A 13,301-nucleotide genomic window follows, 5' to 3' on the forward strand; every position below is an offset into this window, starting at 1 on the left:
CAAAACAGACCGCAGTCGCCAATCCTACTTGGCGCCAACAGCCAGTCCGTCCCGAATTTCCAGTCGCCCCGTCGCCGAGGCAGGAACCCTATCTAGCGATCCCGCAGCCCACCGTCAAGAACCTTCTCGACAATCTTCCGCGGCGCCACCCAGGACCCCCCGGTTCCGCCTCCCGGCTTCCCCGTCCCTCCCAGCGTCCCCGCCGTTCGGTGAAGCGGTATCTAGGGGGAACAATCAGACAGGGCAAGCGGATTTTTCGGAAAAGTTTCAGCAGACCGTCAAAAAACTTTCATCCACCTGATTTTATTACCGTCTTCTTAACCTTTTGGTGCCCGTCCCGCAGCCAGGGCAGCCGCAGGGCCAGCAGGATCGCCACCAAGCCCAGAATCGCAAGGGGCTTTCCGGGCCAGACCTTGTAGGCGAGCAGCCAGTGAAAGACGGCGAGCGGCGCGGCCAGATAGACCCAGCGGTGAATCGCTCTCCACCTCAGGGGCCCCAACCGCCGGATGGCCTTGTTCGAGCTGGTCGCCGCCAGCAGCAGCAGAATCACGAACACCGCCATCCCGATCGTCAGATAGGGCCGCTTCGCAATGTCCTTCAGCATCTGCGGCCACAGCAGACCCATGTCGAGAATCGCCCAGGCCAGCAGATGAAGCCCTGCATAGGAGGCGGCCAGCAGGCCCAGAGGGCGGCGGAACTTGACCAGGTTCACCCGGCCCATCCGCAGGATCGGCGTGATGCAAAGCGAGGCGAGAAGGAAATAGACCGCCGTGCGGCCCAGCCGATGCTCGATGTCGCGCACCGGATCGACGCCCAGCTTCCCCGCCAGCGTGTCCCAGACCAGCAGGGCCAGCGGCAGGGCGCCCAGCGCCCAGACGACGCCCGTCGGCAGGCGGCGGATGCGGTCCATCAGTAGTCCCGCGCCAGGTCCATGCCCGCATAAAGCTGCGCAACCTGGTCGCCGTAGCCGTTGAACATCAGCGTTTCCTGCCGGCCGCCCAGCAGGCCCGCGCCGATGCGCCGCTCGGTCGCCTGGCTCCAGCGGGGGTGGTCCACCTGCGGGTTCACATTGGCGTAGAAGCCGTACTCGCGCGGCTGCATCGCCTGCCAGGTCGTGACGGGCTGGCGGTCGGTCAGGGTGATCTTCACGATGCTCTTGATCGACTTGAAACCGTATTTCCACGGCACGACCAGCCGGATCGGGGCGCCGTTCTGATTGGGCATCGGCTTGCCGTAAAGCCCGGTGGCCAGGATGGTCAGCGGATGCATCGCCTCGTCCAGTCGCAGCCCCTCGCGGTAGGGCCAATCCATGCTGCGGCGGCGCTGCTCGGGCATCTCCTCGGGACGATAAAGCGTCTCAAACGCCACGAACTTGGCCCCCGGCTGCACGCCCGCCTTTTCCAGCACGCCCGCCAACGGCACGCCCAGCCATGGGATCACCATGCTCCAGGCCTCGACGCAGCGCAGGCGATAGATGCGTTCCTCGACCGCGTTCGCAGGGGCAAGGTCGGCCACCGAATAGCTGCCGGGCCGATCCACCAGCCCGCCGATCTCGACCGCCCAGGGGTCGGTGGTCAGTTGGCCCGCGTTGTCGGCCGGGTCGGTCTTGCTGAAGCCGAATTCGTAGAAGTTGTTGTAGTTGGTGATCTGCTCGAAGCTGTTGGGCTTCTCGACCGCCGCCAGCGCGGGGGCAGCCGCCGCGACACCGAGACTTGCGATGAAGGACCGCCGGTTCAGGAACAGCGCTTCGGGCGTCACGTCGGACCAGGACAGCTTCATGGTGGTTCCCCTCGGGTGGCACCGCGAAAAACGCGGACAGGACCTGCAACGATCCTGCCCGCGCCATCACGATCCCGGCAAGGGAAAGGCCCCGGCCCGCGAAGGCCGGGGCCGCCCCGTCATTGCAGCACGACGTCGGCCGGGCGGTCGCCGGGGGAACGCGCGCCCGTGCTGAGGCGGTTGCCCACCACCAGACCCTCGGGCCCGGCAGTGACGGTGACGGTCTGGCCGTCCGTCACCTCGCCCGACAGCAGCATCTCGGCCAGCGGGTTCTGCAGGGACCGCTGGATCACCCGCTTCAGCGGCCGGGCGCCGAAGACCGGGTCATAGCCCTCGTCGGCCAGCCACTGGCGGGCGGCATCATCCAGGACCAGCGTGATCTTGCGATCCGCCAGCCGCTTTTCCAGCCCGCGGAGCTGGATGGCGACGATCCCGTCCATGTTGGCGCGGCTGAGCCGGTGGAAGATGATGATCTCGTCCAGGCGGTTCAGGAACTCGGGCCGGAAATGCGCCCGGACCGCGGCCATCACCTCGGACCGCGCCGCCGAGGAATCCGAGCCCTCGGGAAGCTGGCTCAGCGCCTGCGCGCCCAGGTTCGAGGTCAGGATGATCAGCGTGTTCTTGAAGTCCACGGTGCGCCCCTGCCCGTCGGTCAGCTGGCCGTCGTCCAGCACCTGCAGCAGCACGTTGAAGACATCGGGATGCGCCTTTTCCACCTCGTCGAACAGGATCACCTGGTAGGGACGACGGCGCACGGCCTCGGTCAGCACGCCGCCCTCGTCATAGCCGACATAGCCGGGCGGGGCGCCGATCAGCCGGCTGACCGAGTGCTTTTCCATGAACTCGCTCATGTCGATGCGGACCATGGCCGAGTCATCGTCGAACAGGTATTCGGCGATGGCCTTGGTCAGCTCGGTCTTGCCGACGCCGGTCGGGCCCAGGAACAGGAAGCTGCCCAGCGGACGCTTGGGGTCGTTCAGCCCGGCGCGCGCGCGGCGGACGGCGTTCGCGACAGCCGTCACGGCCTCGGACTGGCCGATGACGCGCTTGCCCAGCACCTCCTCCATCTTCAGCAGCTTGTCGCGCTCGCCTTCCAGCATCTTGCTGGTCGGGATGCCGGTCCAGCGTTCCACCACCTCGGCGATCTGCTCGGGGCGTACCGCTTCCTCGACCAGCGGACCGTCGTCATGGCCCTCGGTTTCGGCCAGCTTGCGTTCCAGCCCCGGGATGATGCCGTAGCTCAGTTCCCCCGCACGGGCGAGGTTGCCTTCGCGCTTGGCCTGCTCCAGCTCGGCGCGGGCGCGGTCCAGCTGCTCCTTGATGTTGCGCGAGCCTTCCAGCTTGTCGCGCTCGGCCTGCCAGCGGGCCGTCAGCTCCGCCGACTGCTGCTGCAGGTCGGACAGGTGCTTTTCCAGCCGTTCCAGCCGGTCGCGGCTGGCCGCGTCGTCTTCCTTCTTCAGCGCCTCGGCCTCGATCTGCATCTGCAGGATCTGCCGGTCGAGCTGATCCAGTTCCTCGGGCTTCGAATCCACCTCCATCCGCAGGCGGGATGCGGCCTCGTCGACAAGGTCGATGGCCTTGTCCGGCAGGAAGCGGTCGGTGATGTAGCGGTGGCTCAGGGTCGCGGCGGCAACCAGCGCGGCGTCGGAAATGCGGACGCCGTGGTGAAGCTCGTACTTCTCCTTGATGCCGCGCAGGATCGAGATCGTGTCCTCGACCGTGGGCTCCGAGATGAACACCGGCTGGAAGCGCCGGGCCAGCGCCGCGTCCTTCTCGATATACTTGCGGTACTCGTCCAGCGTCGTCGCGCCCACGCAGTGCAGCTCGCCCCGCGCCAGCGCCGGCTTGATCAGGTTCGCGGCATCCATCGCGCCATCGGTCTTGCCCGCGCCGACCAGCACGTGCAGCTCGTCGATGAACAGGATGATCTCGCCTGCGGCGGCCTCGATCTCCTTCAGGATGGCCTTCAGCCGCTCCTCGAACTCGCCGCGGTACTTCGCGCCGGCGATCAGCGCGCCCATGTCCAGCGCCATCAGCTTCTTGTTGCTGAGGCTTTCGGGCACGTCGCCGTTGACGATGCGCAGCGCGAGGCCCTCGGCGATGGCCGTCTTGCCGACGCCCGGCTCGCCGATCAGCACGGGGTTGTTCTTGGTCCGGCGGGACAGGACCTGCATGGCGCGGCGGATCTCCTCGTCGCGGCCGATGATGGGGTCGATCTTGCCCTCGCGCGCGGCTTCCGTCAGGTCGCGCGCATATTTCGACAACGCCTCGAAGGTGTCCTCGGCGCTTGCGGAATCAGCCGTCCGCCCCTTGCGGATCTCGTTGATCGCGGCGTTCAGCGATTGCGCGGAAACCTTGCCCGCATCCAGCGCGTCCTTGGCCCGCGTGTTCACCATTGCCAGCGCCATCAGCACCCGCTCGACCGGCACGAAGCTGTCGCCGGCCTGCTTGGCGATCTTCTGCGCCTCGTCCATCACCCGTACGAGGCTGGTGTCGACATACACCTGCCCGTCCCCGCCCGAAACCTTGGGCAGCCTGGCCACCGTTTCGTCGACCGCCCGGCGCACCGCCTGGGCGTCCCCGCCCGAGCGGGCGATCAGGTTGGCGGCCAGCCCCTGATCATCGTCCATCAGCGCCTTCAGCAGATGCTCGGGCACCACGCGCTGGTTGCCCTCGCGGATCGCGATCGTCTGCGCGGCCTGCAGGAACCCGCGCGACCGCTCGGTGAACTTTTCCATGTCCATCGGCAAATCTCCCTTTCAGCCCCCGCCTTGCGCCGCCCGTCATGGCACGGCCCCTCGCGGGTCTTTGACCATCAGATGGGCAGGACCGAACGGGCTTTCAAGAAACGCGGTTCCGTGGGATAAGCCATCCGCTTCAAGGGGGTGCCGCATGGACGACCGACTGATCGTGGCGCTGGACGTGCCCAACGCGCTGGCCGGGCTCGAACTGGCGAAGACGCTGGGCGACGCCGTGTCCTTCTACAAGATCGGGCTGGGGATGCTGACCGGGGGCGGGCTGGCGCTGGCCAACGAGCTCAAGCAGGAACAGGGCAAGCGCATCTTTCTGGACATGAAGCTTTACGACATCGGCGCCACGGTGGAAGCCGCGGTGCGCGGCCTCGCGCAGTTCGACCTCGACTTCCTGACCGTCCACGGCGACCCCCATGTGGTGCGCGCGGCCAAGGAAGGCGCGGCGGGCTCGGACCTGAAGATCCTGGCCGTGACGATCCTGACCTCGCTGGACCGCGCCGACCTCGACGCCGGGATGATGCAGGCGGGCGACCTGCACGACCTGACCGTGGAACGCGCCGCCCGCGCCTATGAGGCCGGGGCCGACGGCGTGATCGCCAGCCCGCGCGAGGCGCAGGCGATCCGCGCCCTGCCCGGCTCGCGCCTGATCGTGACCCCCGGCGTCCGTCCCGCGGGCGCGGCGCTCGGCGACCAGAAGCGGGTCGAGACTCCCGCCGCCGCTCTGGCTGCGGGCGCCGATCACATCGTCGTCGGCCGCCCCGTCTGGCAGGCGGCGGACCCCCGCGCGGCGGCGCAGGCGATCCTGTCGGAAATCGCCCGCTGACGCGAGAATCGTGATAGCCTGCAACCCTTGGGGCAAGGAGCGGCGGGGACGATGCTTGACGGCGATCCGGGGGGGCGGGTGGAGCGGGCCGAGAACGACCTCGTCCTGTCCTTCCTGCGGGTGCGGCGGGCCATCGGCCTGCTGGGCTATTTCCTGCCGCCCGCGCTTCTGGCCTACAGCCTGATCTGGGGCGACGGCCTGCTGCCCAGCATCTCGGCCTATTACTATTCCCCCATGCGCGAGGTCTTCGTCGGCATCCTGTCGGCCATCGCCGTCTTCCTGTGGAGCTACGAGGGCTACCGCCCCCGGCCCGGCGAATGGCTGAGCGACCTGATGGCCGGGCGCGCGGCCTCGCTGGGGGCGCTGGCCGTGGCGCTGATCCCGACCGCCCCGGGCCAGCCGGTCGCCTGCACGCTCAGCCAGTGCGTCCTGGGCTTTTCAGCGGCCAGCACGCTGCATTGGCTGGGGGCGGCGCTGTTCTTCGGGGCGCTTGCGCTGTTCTGCCTGGTGCTGTTCGTGCGGGGTGCGCATCCCGACCCGGAAAAGACCGCCAGCAACCGGATCTATCGCGCCTGCGGCTGGATCATCCTGGCCGCACTTGCGCTGATCGGGCTGATCCTCTTGTCGCCCGAGCCGGTCAAGACGCAGCTGACGCCCCTGCGGCCGGTCTTCTGGCTGGAAACCATCGCCACCTTCGCATTCGCCACGTCCTGGATGGTCAAGGGCGACGCGATGAAGCCCGTGGTCCGCGCGCTCGCCCATGCCGAGACGGGAAGGCCCGCGCCCTGAAACCCTTAGCGCCGCAGTTCCAGCATCTCGGCCACGATGGCGGGGAAATGCGGAACGGCCGCGGGGTGCGCCACGAACTCGGCCACCGGCATCAGCCGCAGCTCGGCCCCCTCATCGCCCAGGACCGCGCTTGCGGCCTCGGCGGGCGTGATCTCGGCGTGAAAATACCAGCCCGCGTGTCCCGGTCTGTGCGGCAGCTCGCGCGCATGGGCCGCCCCCAGCCGCGCCGGGTCCAGCCGAAGGCCGGTTTCCTCGAGCAGTTCGCGCAGGGCGCAGGCCTGGGGCGATTCGTCGCCCTCGCGCGCGCCGCCGGGCAGGTCCCAGCAGCCGGGCCAGTTGATCGTGGGGATGTCGTCGCGGCGCAGGACCAGCAGGCTGTCCCCGCAGGTCAGGACCAGCTTCGCCCCCTTCCACCGCATCCGCTCGGGCGCGAGCGCGGGATCGGTCCCCTTCATTCGGCGGCCAGCGGCAGCCCGGTGCCGTCCAGCGGCAGCCGCGCGATCCGCGCGATCACGCCGGCCAGCCGCGCGGCCAGCCCGTCAAAGCCCGCATGGGGCCGGACCGCCCCCTCGTCCATGTAAAGCGAGCGGTCGATTTCCACCTGCACCACATGCTGCCCCCGCAGCGGCCGGCCATAGGTCGCCGCCACATAGGCCCCCGCGAAGGGCGAGTTGCGGCGCACCCGGAAGCCCGCCTCGACCAGCGCGCCGTGCACGGCCTCGCTGATGGCGGGGTCGGCCGAGGCGCCGTTGCGGTCGCCCAGCACGATCTCGGGCGGGGGCGCCTGAAGGTGCAGCAGCGCCTCGCGCGGCATGGAATGGACGTCGATCAGGATCGCCCGTCCGTGGCGCGCCACCGCCTCGGCCATCAGCGATTCGAGCGCCGCGTGATAGGGCCGCCACAGCGCCTCGATCCGCCGCTGGGCTTCCGCCCCGCTCAGCTTGCCGCGCCGGATCGCGCGACCCTGCGCCACCACGCGGGGAATCACCCCCAGGCCCGACTGGATGCGCGGATCGGCACGGCGCGAGGGCGTGCCCTCGATCGCCGCCGGGTCCAGTTCGTCCGCGCCCCGGTTCAGGTCCACCACGCAGCGCGGAACCCGCGCCGTCAGCGTGACGGCGCCAGCCGCCACGGCGGGCGCGATCAGCCGGTCCACGAAGGCATCCTCGGACGAACGCAGCACATGCGGGTCCAGCATCGATTCGGCCAGGAACCAGCCGGGATAGTCGCGGCCGGAATGGGGCGAGGCGAAGATCACGCCCCCCGTCCAGTCTGCCGGCCGCATGACATCGAAACTCGGGCCGGTCGCGGCGGGCATCGGGATCATCGGCTGCGGCCTCTCATCGTCCTTGCGTCTGGCTGTATAGCCGAGCCTCCGTTCCTGAAAAAGGGCACTTGCAGCTGTGGATCACTGGCCTTATAGACACGCGGACCAACGCGATTCCGTTCCGCAAGGAACAGGATCACCTGGCACGGGCGGTTAGCTCAGCGGTAGAGCACTACGTTGACATCGTAGTGGCCACTGGTTCGATCCCAGTACCGCCCACCATTCTTTCGCCGCCCCCGGCATGTCACCGGGGGCATTTCAGTTTCAAGGCGCGATGCGAGCGCCGCGAAGAGGGAGAAAACCGATGAAGGTTCGCAACTCGCTGCGTTCGCTGAAAGAGCGTCACCGGGACTGCCAGATCGTGCGCCGCAAAGGCCGCGTCTACGTGATCAACAAGACCAACCGCCGCTTCAAGGCGCGCCAGGGCTGATCGCCCTTCGGCCTGGTCCGATCGACCGGAACGCCCGCAGCCCCGCGCTGCGGGCGTTTTCCGTTCAGTCCTGCCCCAGCAGCGTGTCGGCCAGCAGCCGCACCATGGTCGCCTGGTTCAGATAACCCGAGGGCCGCAGGTTGCGCGCCGCCTGATAGCGCCGCAGGGCCGCCCGCGTCTGGGGACCGAAGCTGCCGTCGGGGTCGCCGGCGTCCAGCCCCAGGGCGTTCAGCCGGATCTGGACGGCTTGCCGGATGGGGGCGCCCAGGTCCAGCTCCGCCTCGGCGGCCTGGTCGCGCGCCCTCTGGCTGTCCATCGCCTCGATTGCCGCCCTTGCCTCGGGGGCGCGCGGACTGCGGGGATACTTGTCCAGGAACTCGCGCCAGGCGGCGGCGCTGCCTGCGGCACGCGCGCGGGCCCAGGCGGCCTCCTCGCCCCGGTCCGTTTGCGCCGCTTCGGCCAGCACCGCCTGCGCTTGTGCTGAAAACAGCCCCTGCGGATAGCGGGCCAGGTAGTCGCGCGCGCCTGCCTCGCCCCGGTTGCGGTTTCGCTCCCAGGACTGCCGCTCGGCCGCCGCCTCGGCTGCCTGCCGCGCCTGCGCCTCTGCTTCCAGCCGGCGCGCGCGTTCGCCGGCCTGCCGCGACAGCAGATCGACCTGCGCGCCCGTCAGGTAGCCCGTGGGTTCGGCGCCCGCGTTGCGCTGGAACCGCGCGATGGCCGCCCGGGTGAGCTGCCCGAAACTGCCGTCGATCCCGTCGGTGTCATAGGTCAGCAGCCTCAGCTGCCGCTGGATCTGCGCACGCTGCGCCCGGTCGAGGTTCAGCGCCGCCTCGGCCGCCGCGGGGCTGCCGGTGGGCGCGGCGGGGGCCTGCAACTCGGCCATGCGCCCCCGCGCCGCGCCCGCGAAAAGGCTTTGCGGCCATTTGCCCAGGAACTCGGCATAGCCCTCGGCCGAGTTCGTGCGCTTGGCCCGCGTCCAGGCCGCCATCTCCTCGGCCCCGGGCTCCACCACGTCCTCAAGCCGGCGGGGGGCCTCCTCCAGCCGCCTGCGGGCCTCGGCGGCATGCGCCCCCTGGGGATATTTCTCCAGATACTCGCGCCAGCCCGCTGGCCCATCCACGACCACGGCGCGTGCCCAGGCCTCGGCTTCGCCCGGCTGGGCAGGCGCGGGCCCAGGGGCCACCACCACCGGGCGCGAGCCCCCGCCTCCGGGCAGAAGCCGCAGCGAATCGCCCTGCGCCAGGGCCTGCCCGATCGTCGCGCCGGGACGCGCCAGCACCTCGGCCGCGCGGCCGATGCCGTCGGTGTATCCCATGATCGCCGTCACCCCGGCGGGCAGGGCGAACCGGCCCAGGCTGGGCCGCAGCCCGTCGCCCGTGTCGAAGTCGCGCCCGTCGGTGCCCAGCAGCAGGACCGCCGGCCCCCCGGTGCCGTCCATCAGCTCGGCCGCGGCCGACAGCGGCACGGCGACTGCGCCCACCGTTGAAAGCGATTCGCGCCCCGCCTCGCGCCCCAGGAACCAGCTTTCGTCCCCGGACCGCGCAAAGCGCCCCATCAGCACGACGATCCGCGCACCGGGGTCGGGATCGCCGGACAGAAGCACCCGCAGCGCGGCGCGGATTTCGTCCGCGGTCAGGTCGCGTCCTTCGGTCACGCGATAGCCCTGCCGCCGGAGGGCCGCGACCGCGGCCTCCGTGTGGATTTCGGCCACGTCGGGCAACCGGTCATAATCGCGGTTGGCGATCACCACCGCGCGGTCCTCGGCCATCGCGCCCCCGGCAAGCGCAAGCAGGCAGGCGGCAAGGGCAAGGCGAAGCGGCATGGTCGTCACGATGGTTCCCCCGGTGCGTTCCAGGGCACAAGGATCGGGACGGGGCCCGGGTTTCCTTCGGCCCCGTCCCGTCCCCCCGTTCAGTTCCGCCGCTGGGCGCGTAGCGTGCTCAGCTGGTCGGCGTTCAGGTATCCCGTGGCGGCCAGCCCGTTGTCGCCCTGCCAGGCCGAGATCGCCCGCCGCGTCCCCGGGCCGAAGCGCCCGTCGATGCCATTGGGGTCATAGCCCAGGGCGCTCAGCCGCGACTGCACCTCGGTCCGGTCGATGGAACCGAGATCCAGCCGCGCCTCGTCCTCGGCCGTGGCCCCGCGGCCGGGCGTCACCACCGGCACCGCGGGCGCCGAAGTGCCCCCGCGCAGCGTGCGGACCTGCGCCGCCGTCAGGTAGCCCGTCACCGCATCGCCCTGCGCGGTCTGCCAGTCCCGGATCGCCCGCCGCGTGCCCGAACCGAAGGTGCCGTCCACCCCGCGCGTGTCATGGCCCGCCTGCACCAGCGCCTGCTGGACGGCGACCCGGTCCTCGCGGGTCAGGTTCAGCGCAAGTTCGTCGCGCGCCGCCGTTTCCTCGTCGCTGACGGGACGGCCCGAGGGCGTCGTGCCCGCGTTCATCAGCGCATCCGCGTCGGCGCGGGTCAGGTAGCCGGTCGCGGGCAGGTTGTTGGCCTGCTGCCAGGCGGTGATCGCCCGCCGGGTGCCCGAGCCGAAGGCGCCGTCGATCCCCCGCGTGTCATGGCCAAGCAGGTTCAGGCGCGACTGGATGATGCGCTTCTGCGTGGACGTCAGTTCCAGCGCGGCCTCGGTGTCCGCCGTCGCCCCCGTGGCCGGGACCGAGGGCGCAGGCGTCGCGGGCGCGGGCGTGCCCGTGCGCAGTTCCGCCGCCTGGGCCGCCGTCAGGTAGCCGGTTGAGGCCTGGCCCTGCGCGGTCTGCCAGTCGCGGATCGCCCGGCGCGTGCCCGAGCCGAACACCCCGTCCACGCCGCGCGTGTCATATCCCAGGACCGACAGCCGCGACTGGATCGCGCGCCGGTCCTCGAGGCTGAGGTTCAGCGTCGCCTCGGTCCCGGACCCCTCGGCGGCCTGCACCTCGGCGCGGGCGGCCTGGGCGGGCGATTGCGCGGGCGGCACCTCGGTCGCGGGCGTCAGCGGAGACGAGGTCACGGGGGCGGGCGGCGGCGGAGCCGTGATCCCGGGGGCCGTCGCCGCTGGGGGCGTGACCACGGGGGACGTCACCACGGGGGCCGGCGCGCCGGGAAGGGTCGCGGCAGGCGCCGCGGGGGCGGTCGTCGCCACGGGCCTCGAACCGGCCAGAAGCTGGCCCAGCCGCGCCCGCGCCTCGGGCACATGGGCGCCGGCGGGGAAGCGCGTCAGGTAGTCGCGATAAGCCTCGGCCGTGCCCAGGGCCTGTGCCGAACCCCACAGCGCCTCGTCCTCGGCCGTTGGGACCACGCCGCCCGGCATCACCACCGGCGGCTGCTGCGCCACCGCGCCCAGCGGCGCCCCCAGCACGATACCCGCCGCCACAAGGGCGGCGAACCGCCCCGTCATCCCGTTTCCGACCATGTCATTCCCCTTCCTGGGGCCGTGTTCAGCCGTAGCTGCGCCGATCCTCGATCACCTTGCCGTCATTCGGCAGCGATCCAGGGGCAACCAGCTCGACCCGGCCCTTGAGCTTCAGTGCATCCAGCACCGTCGCTTCGTATAGCGCGGGGTTCTGTTCAAGGGTTTCCAGTTGCACGACCATCACGTCCATTTCATCCCGCCGGTCGGCGATGACACGGGCGCGTGACACGTCGGGATGGCGGGCGACCAGGGCCGCGACCTGCTCGGGGCGGACGAACATGCCCTTGATCTTGGCGGTCTGGTCGGCGCGGCCCATCCAGCCCTTGATCCGCATGTTGGTGCGCCCGCAGGGGCTTTCCCCCGGCATCACCGCCGACAGGTCGCCGGTGGCGAAGCGGATCAGCGGATAATCGGGGTTCAGCGTGGTCACCAGCACCTCGCCCACCTCGCCCTCCGGCACCGGGTCGCCCGTGCCCGGACGGACGATCTCGACGATCACGCCCTCGTCCACGATCATCCCCTCCATCGCCTCGGATTCATAGGCGATCAGGCCGACATCGGCGGTCGCATAGCATTGCAGCGTGGCGATGCCCCGGTCGGCATAGCCCTGCCGCAGCGAGGGGAAGAGCGCGCCCCCCGACACCAGCGCGCGGGTGAAGCCAAGCGCCACACCCATCTCGTCCGCCTTGTCGAGGATCACCTTCAGGTAATCGGGCGTCCCCGAATAGGCCGTGGTGCCGATGTCGGCCGCGGCGCGGACCTGCAGTTCGGTCTGGCCCGTGCCCGCGGGCAGGACCGCCGCGCCGACCGCCCGGGCCGCGCTTTCGAACATCATCCCGGCGGGGGTCAGGTGATAGCCGAAGCAGTTCTGCAGGATGTCGCTGCTGCCCAGCCCCGCCGCAAAGGCAAAGCGCCCGAGCCGCCACCAGTCGCCATCCACCCGGCCCGGCTCGTAGATCGGGCCGGGCGACTGGAACACGTGGTTGAACTCGTGCGGGCGGCGCGTGGCATAGCCGCCGAAGGGGGGCCGCTTCTTCTGCGCCTCGGACAGCTCGGACTTGCGGATCACCGGCAGGCGCGCGAGGTCGGCGCGGCTGCGGATCCGGGCCGGGTCCACGTCGCGCAGGGCGCGCGCCAGCGCGGGCGCCGTCTGCGCGTTCGAGACGGCGCGGGCCAGCGCCTCGGCCAGATCGGCCTCGCGCTCGTCGCTGCTGCGGATTTCCAGGTCGTCGTAATGGCTCACGCGGGTGTCCTCGGCAGATTGTCCGTCGGAAAACGGGGATCGAACAGCACCGCGCCCGTTCCCAGCAGGGCGCGCTGCTCGGGCGTCAGAAGGGGCGTGCCCTGCGGCACGGCGCGGTACCAGCGCTGGCGCGGGTGGAACCAGTCCAGCGGTTCCGCCGACAGGCCCGCGCGGGCGCAGCGCGCCAGCACGTCCTCGCGCGCAAATCCCACGCAATCGGGATAGATCCAGCCCTCGGCCCCGGCACCGGGTGCGAGGACCGGCCACGCCGGGGTGGATTCGTCCAGAACGGTGAACAGGAACTGCCCGCCCGGGTTCAGCACCGGCGCGGCATTGGCCAGCGCCCGGTCCAGCATTTCGCCGCCCGTGTGGGAAAACACCGACTGCGCCACGATGAAGTCGAAGCCGCGGCCGAAGACATCCATCCGCATCGCGGCGTTGCCGTCGAAGCGCGGGCGGCGCAGCGCGAAGGCGTCGGCGCCGATCTCGCGGGCGCGCGCGTCGTCGATCAGCCAGCCGTTCGGCTCGATCCCGTGATAGCGCCCGGGCCGCAGGTAGAACATCAGAAGCCGCCCCGCCCGCAGCGAGCCGCAGCCGAGGTCCAGCAGGTGGTGGTCCTCGCGCAGCCCCAGCCCGGTCAGCAGCCGGAACTGGGTCGCGCCCATGAAGTCATACTGGTCGGGCGGCCCGACATAGGACCGGTGCCCGCCCGTGCCGGGGCTGTCGAGGCGCGCGGCGTCGATCCAGTCGTCGCTGTGGTCGTCCAT

Annotated in this window: 12 protein-coding genes and 1 tRNA gene; 4 read left to right on the forward strand and 9 right to left on the reverse strand. The window is 70.6% G+C overall.

Translation table 11 applies throughout. The features are described 5' to 3' along the window. Positions 1 to 289: 289 nt before the first annotated feature. The 3 genes from CK240_RS12155 to clpB form a co-directional block, all read right to left on the reverse strand. Positions 290 to 910, reverse strand: coding sequence for a protein-methionine-sulfoxide reductase heme-binding subunit MsrQ (locus CK240_RS12155; RefSeq protein WP_095640614.1), 621 nt, complete (start codon positions 908 to 910; stop codon positions 290 to 292). Continuing rightward, positions 910 to 1,779, reverse strand: a complete 870-nt coding sequence (gene msrP / locus CK240_RS12160; RefSeq protein ID WP_095640615.1) for a protein-methionine-sulfoxide reductase catalytic subunit MsrP — start codon at positions 1,777 to 1,779, stop codon at positions 910 to 912. The genes CK240_RS12155 and msrP overlap by 1 nt, the downstream gene beginning before the upstream one ends. Positions 1,780 to 1,898: 119 nt before the next feature. Beyond that, a complete protein-coding gene (gene clpB / locus CK240_RS12165) occupies positions 1,899 to 4,523 on the reverse strand; it encodes an ATP-dependent chaperone ClpB (RefSeq protein WP_095640616.1) in 2,625 nt (874 codons plus the stop codon). A 148-nt stretch (positions 4,524 to 4,671) separates the two neighbouring features. Here clpB and pyrF point away from each other — a divergent pair, with 148 nt between their 5' ends. Further along, entirely contained in the window at positions 4,672 to 5,355 is a 684-nt protein-coding gene (gene pyrF / locus CK240_RS12170; protein ID WP_095640617.1) for an orotidine-5'-phosphate decarboxylase, read from the forward strand. A 51-nt stretch (positions 5,356 to 5,406) separates the two neighbouring features. After that, positions 5,407 to 6,144 (forward strand): DUF998 domain-containing protein, encoded by a 738-nt coding sequence (locus tag CK240_RS12175; protein WP_095640618.1) that lies wholly within the window; start codon positions 5,407 to 5,409, stop codon positions 6,142 to 6,144. A 5-nt stretch (positions 6,145 to 6,149) separates the two neighbouring features. Here the strand turns inward: CK240_RS12175 and CK240_RS12180 are convergent, their stop codons facing one another. Both CK240_RS12180 and CK240_RS12185 read right to left on the reverse strand, forming a co-directional pair. Then, entirely contained in the window at positions 6,150 to 6,599 is a 450-nt protein-coding gene (locus CK240_RS12180) for an NUDIX domain-containing protein (protein WP_240517402.1), read from the reverse strand. Further along, on the reverse strand, positions 6,596 to 7,471 hold the full coding sequence (locus tag CK240_RS12185) for an N-formylglutamate amidohydrolase (RefSeq protein WP_338048965.1): 876 nt from the start codon (positions 7,469 to 7,471) through the stop codon (positions 6,596 to 6,598). The genes CK240_RS12180 and CK240_RS12185 overlap by 4 nt, the downstream gene beginning before the upstream one ends. Positions 7,472 to 7,618: 147 nt before the next feature. Between CK240_RS12185 and CK240_RS12190 the strand changes: the two genes are divergently transcribed. Then, positions 7,619 to 7,693, forward strand: a tRNA-Val gene (locus tag CK240_RS12190). 82 nt (positions 7,694 to 7,775) lie between these two features. After that, a complete protein-coding gene (gene ykgO, locus CK240_RS12195; RefSeq protein ID WP_090757091.1) occupies positions 7,776 to 7,901 on the forward strand; it encodes a type B 50S ribosomal protein L36 in 126 nt (41 codons plus the stop codon). 64 nt (positions 7,902 to 7,965) lie between these two features. Here ykgO and CK240_RS12200 read toward each other — a convergent pair whose 3' ends face one another. The 4 genes from CK240_RS12200 to CK240_RS12215 form a co-directional block, all read right to left on the reverse strand. Next, positions 7,966 to 9,723 (reverse strand): peptidoglycan-binding protein, encoded by a 1,758-nt coding sequence (locus tag CK240_RS12200; protein WP_095640619.1) that lies wholly within the window; start codon positions 9,721 to 9,723, stop codon positions 7,966 to 7,968. An 89-nt stretch (positions 9,724 to 9,812) separates the two neighbouring features. Then, positions 9,813 to 11,291, reverse strand: a complete 1,479-nt coding sequence (locus tag CK240_RS12205) for a peptidoglycan-binding domain-containing protein (protein WP_095640620.1) — start codon at positions 11,289 to 11,291, stop codon at positions 9,813 to 9,815. A 25-nt stretch (positions 11,292 to 11,316) separates the two neighbouring features. Beyond that, positions 11,317 to 12,534, reverse strand: a complete 1,218-nt coding sequence (locus tag CK240_RS12210; RefSeq protein ID WP_095640621.1) for a phenylacetate--CoA ligase family protein — start codon at positions 12,532 to 12,534, stop codon at positions 11,317 to 11,319. Then, a complete protein-coding gene (locus tag CK240_RS12215; RefSeq protein ID WP_095640622.1) occupies positions 12,531 to 13,301 on the reverse strand; it encodes a methyltransferase in 771 nt (256 codons plus the stop codon). The genes CK240_RS12210 and CK240_RS12215 overlap by 4 nt, the downstream gene beginning before the upstream one ends.

The sequence above is a fragment of the Paracoccus salipaludis genome, from assembly GCF_002287065.1.
GTDB lineage: Bacteria > Pseudomonadota > Alphaproteobacteria > Rhodobacterales > Rhodobacteraceae > Paracoccus > Paracoccus salipaludis.

What these genes read in the sequence shown, in the direction of transcription:
- CK240_RS12155 (WP_095640614.1), bottom strand. Translation starts at nt 910, where the DNA reads ATGGACCGCATCCGCCGCCTGCCGACGGGCGTCGTCTGGGCGCTGGGC.
- clpB (WP_095640616.1), bottom strand. Translation starts at nt 4,523, where the DNA reads ATGGACATGGAAAAGTTCACCGAGCGGTCGCGCGGGTTCCTGCAGGCC.
- CK240_RS12215 (WP_095640622.1), bottom strand. Translation starts at nt 13,301, where the DNA reads ATGGACGACCACAGCGACGACTGGATCGACGCCGCGCGCCTCGACAGC.
- msrP (WP_095640615.1), bottom strand. Translation starts at nt 1,779, where the DNA reads ATGAAGCTGTCCTGGTCCGACGTGACGCCCGAAGCGCTGTTCCTGAAC.
- pyrF (WP_095640617.1), top strand. Translation starts at nt 4,672, where the DNA reads ATGGACGACCGACTGATCGTGGCGCTGGACGTGCCCAACGCGCTGGCC.
- CK240_RS12205 (WP_095640620.1), bottom strand. Translation starts at nt 11,291, where the DNA reads ATGGTCGGAAACGGGATGACGGGGCGGTTCGCCGCCCTTGTGGCGGCG.
- ykgO (WP_090757091.1), top strand. Translation starts at nt 7,776, where the DNA reads ATGAAGGTTCGCAACTCGCTGCGTTCGCTGAAAGAGCGTCACCGGGAC.
- CK240_RS12200 (WP_095640619.1), bottom strand. Translation starts at nt 9,723, where the DNA reads ATGCCGCTTCGCCTTGCCCTTGCCGCCTGCCTGCTTGCGCTTGCCGGG.
- CK240_RS12185 (WP_338048965.1), bottom strand. Translation starts at nt 7,471, where the DNA reads ATGATCCCGATGCCCGCCGCGACCGGCCCGAGTTTCGATGTCATGCGG.
- CK240_RS12175 (WP_095640618.1), top strand. Translation starts at nt 5,407, where the DNA reads ATGCTTGACGGCGATCCGGGGGGGCGGGTGGAGCGGGCCGAGAACGAC.
- CK240_RS12180 (WP_240517402.1), bottom strand. Translation starts at nt 6,599, where the DNA reads ATGAAGGGGACCGATCCCGCGCTCGCGCCCGAGCGGATGCGGTGGAAG.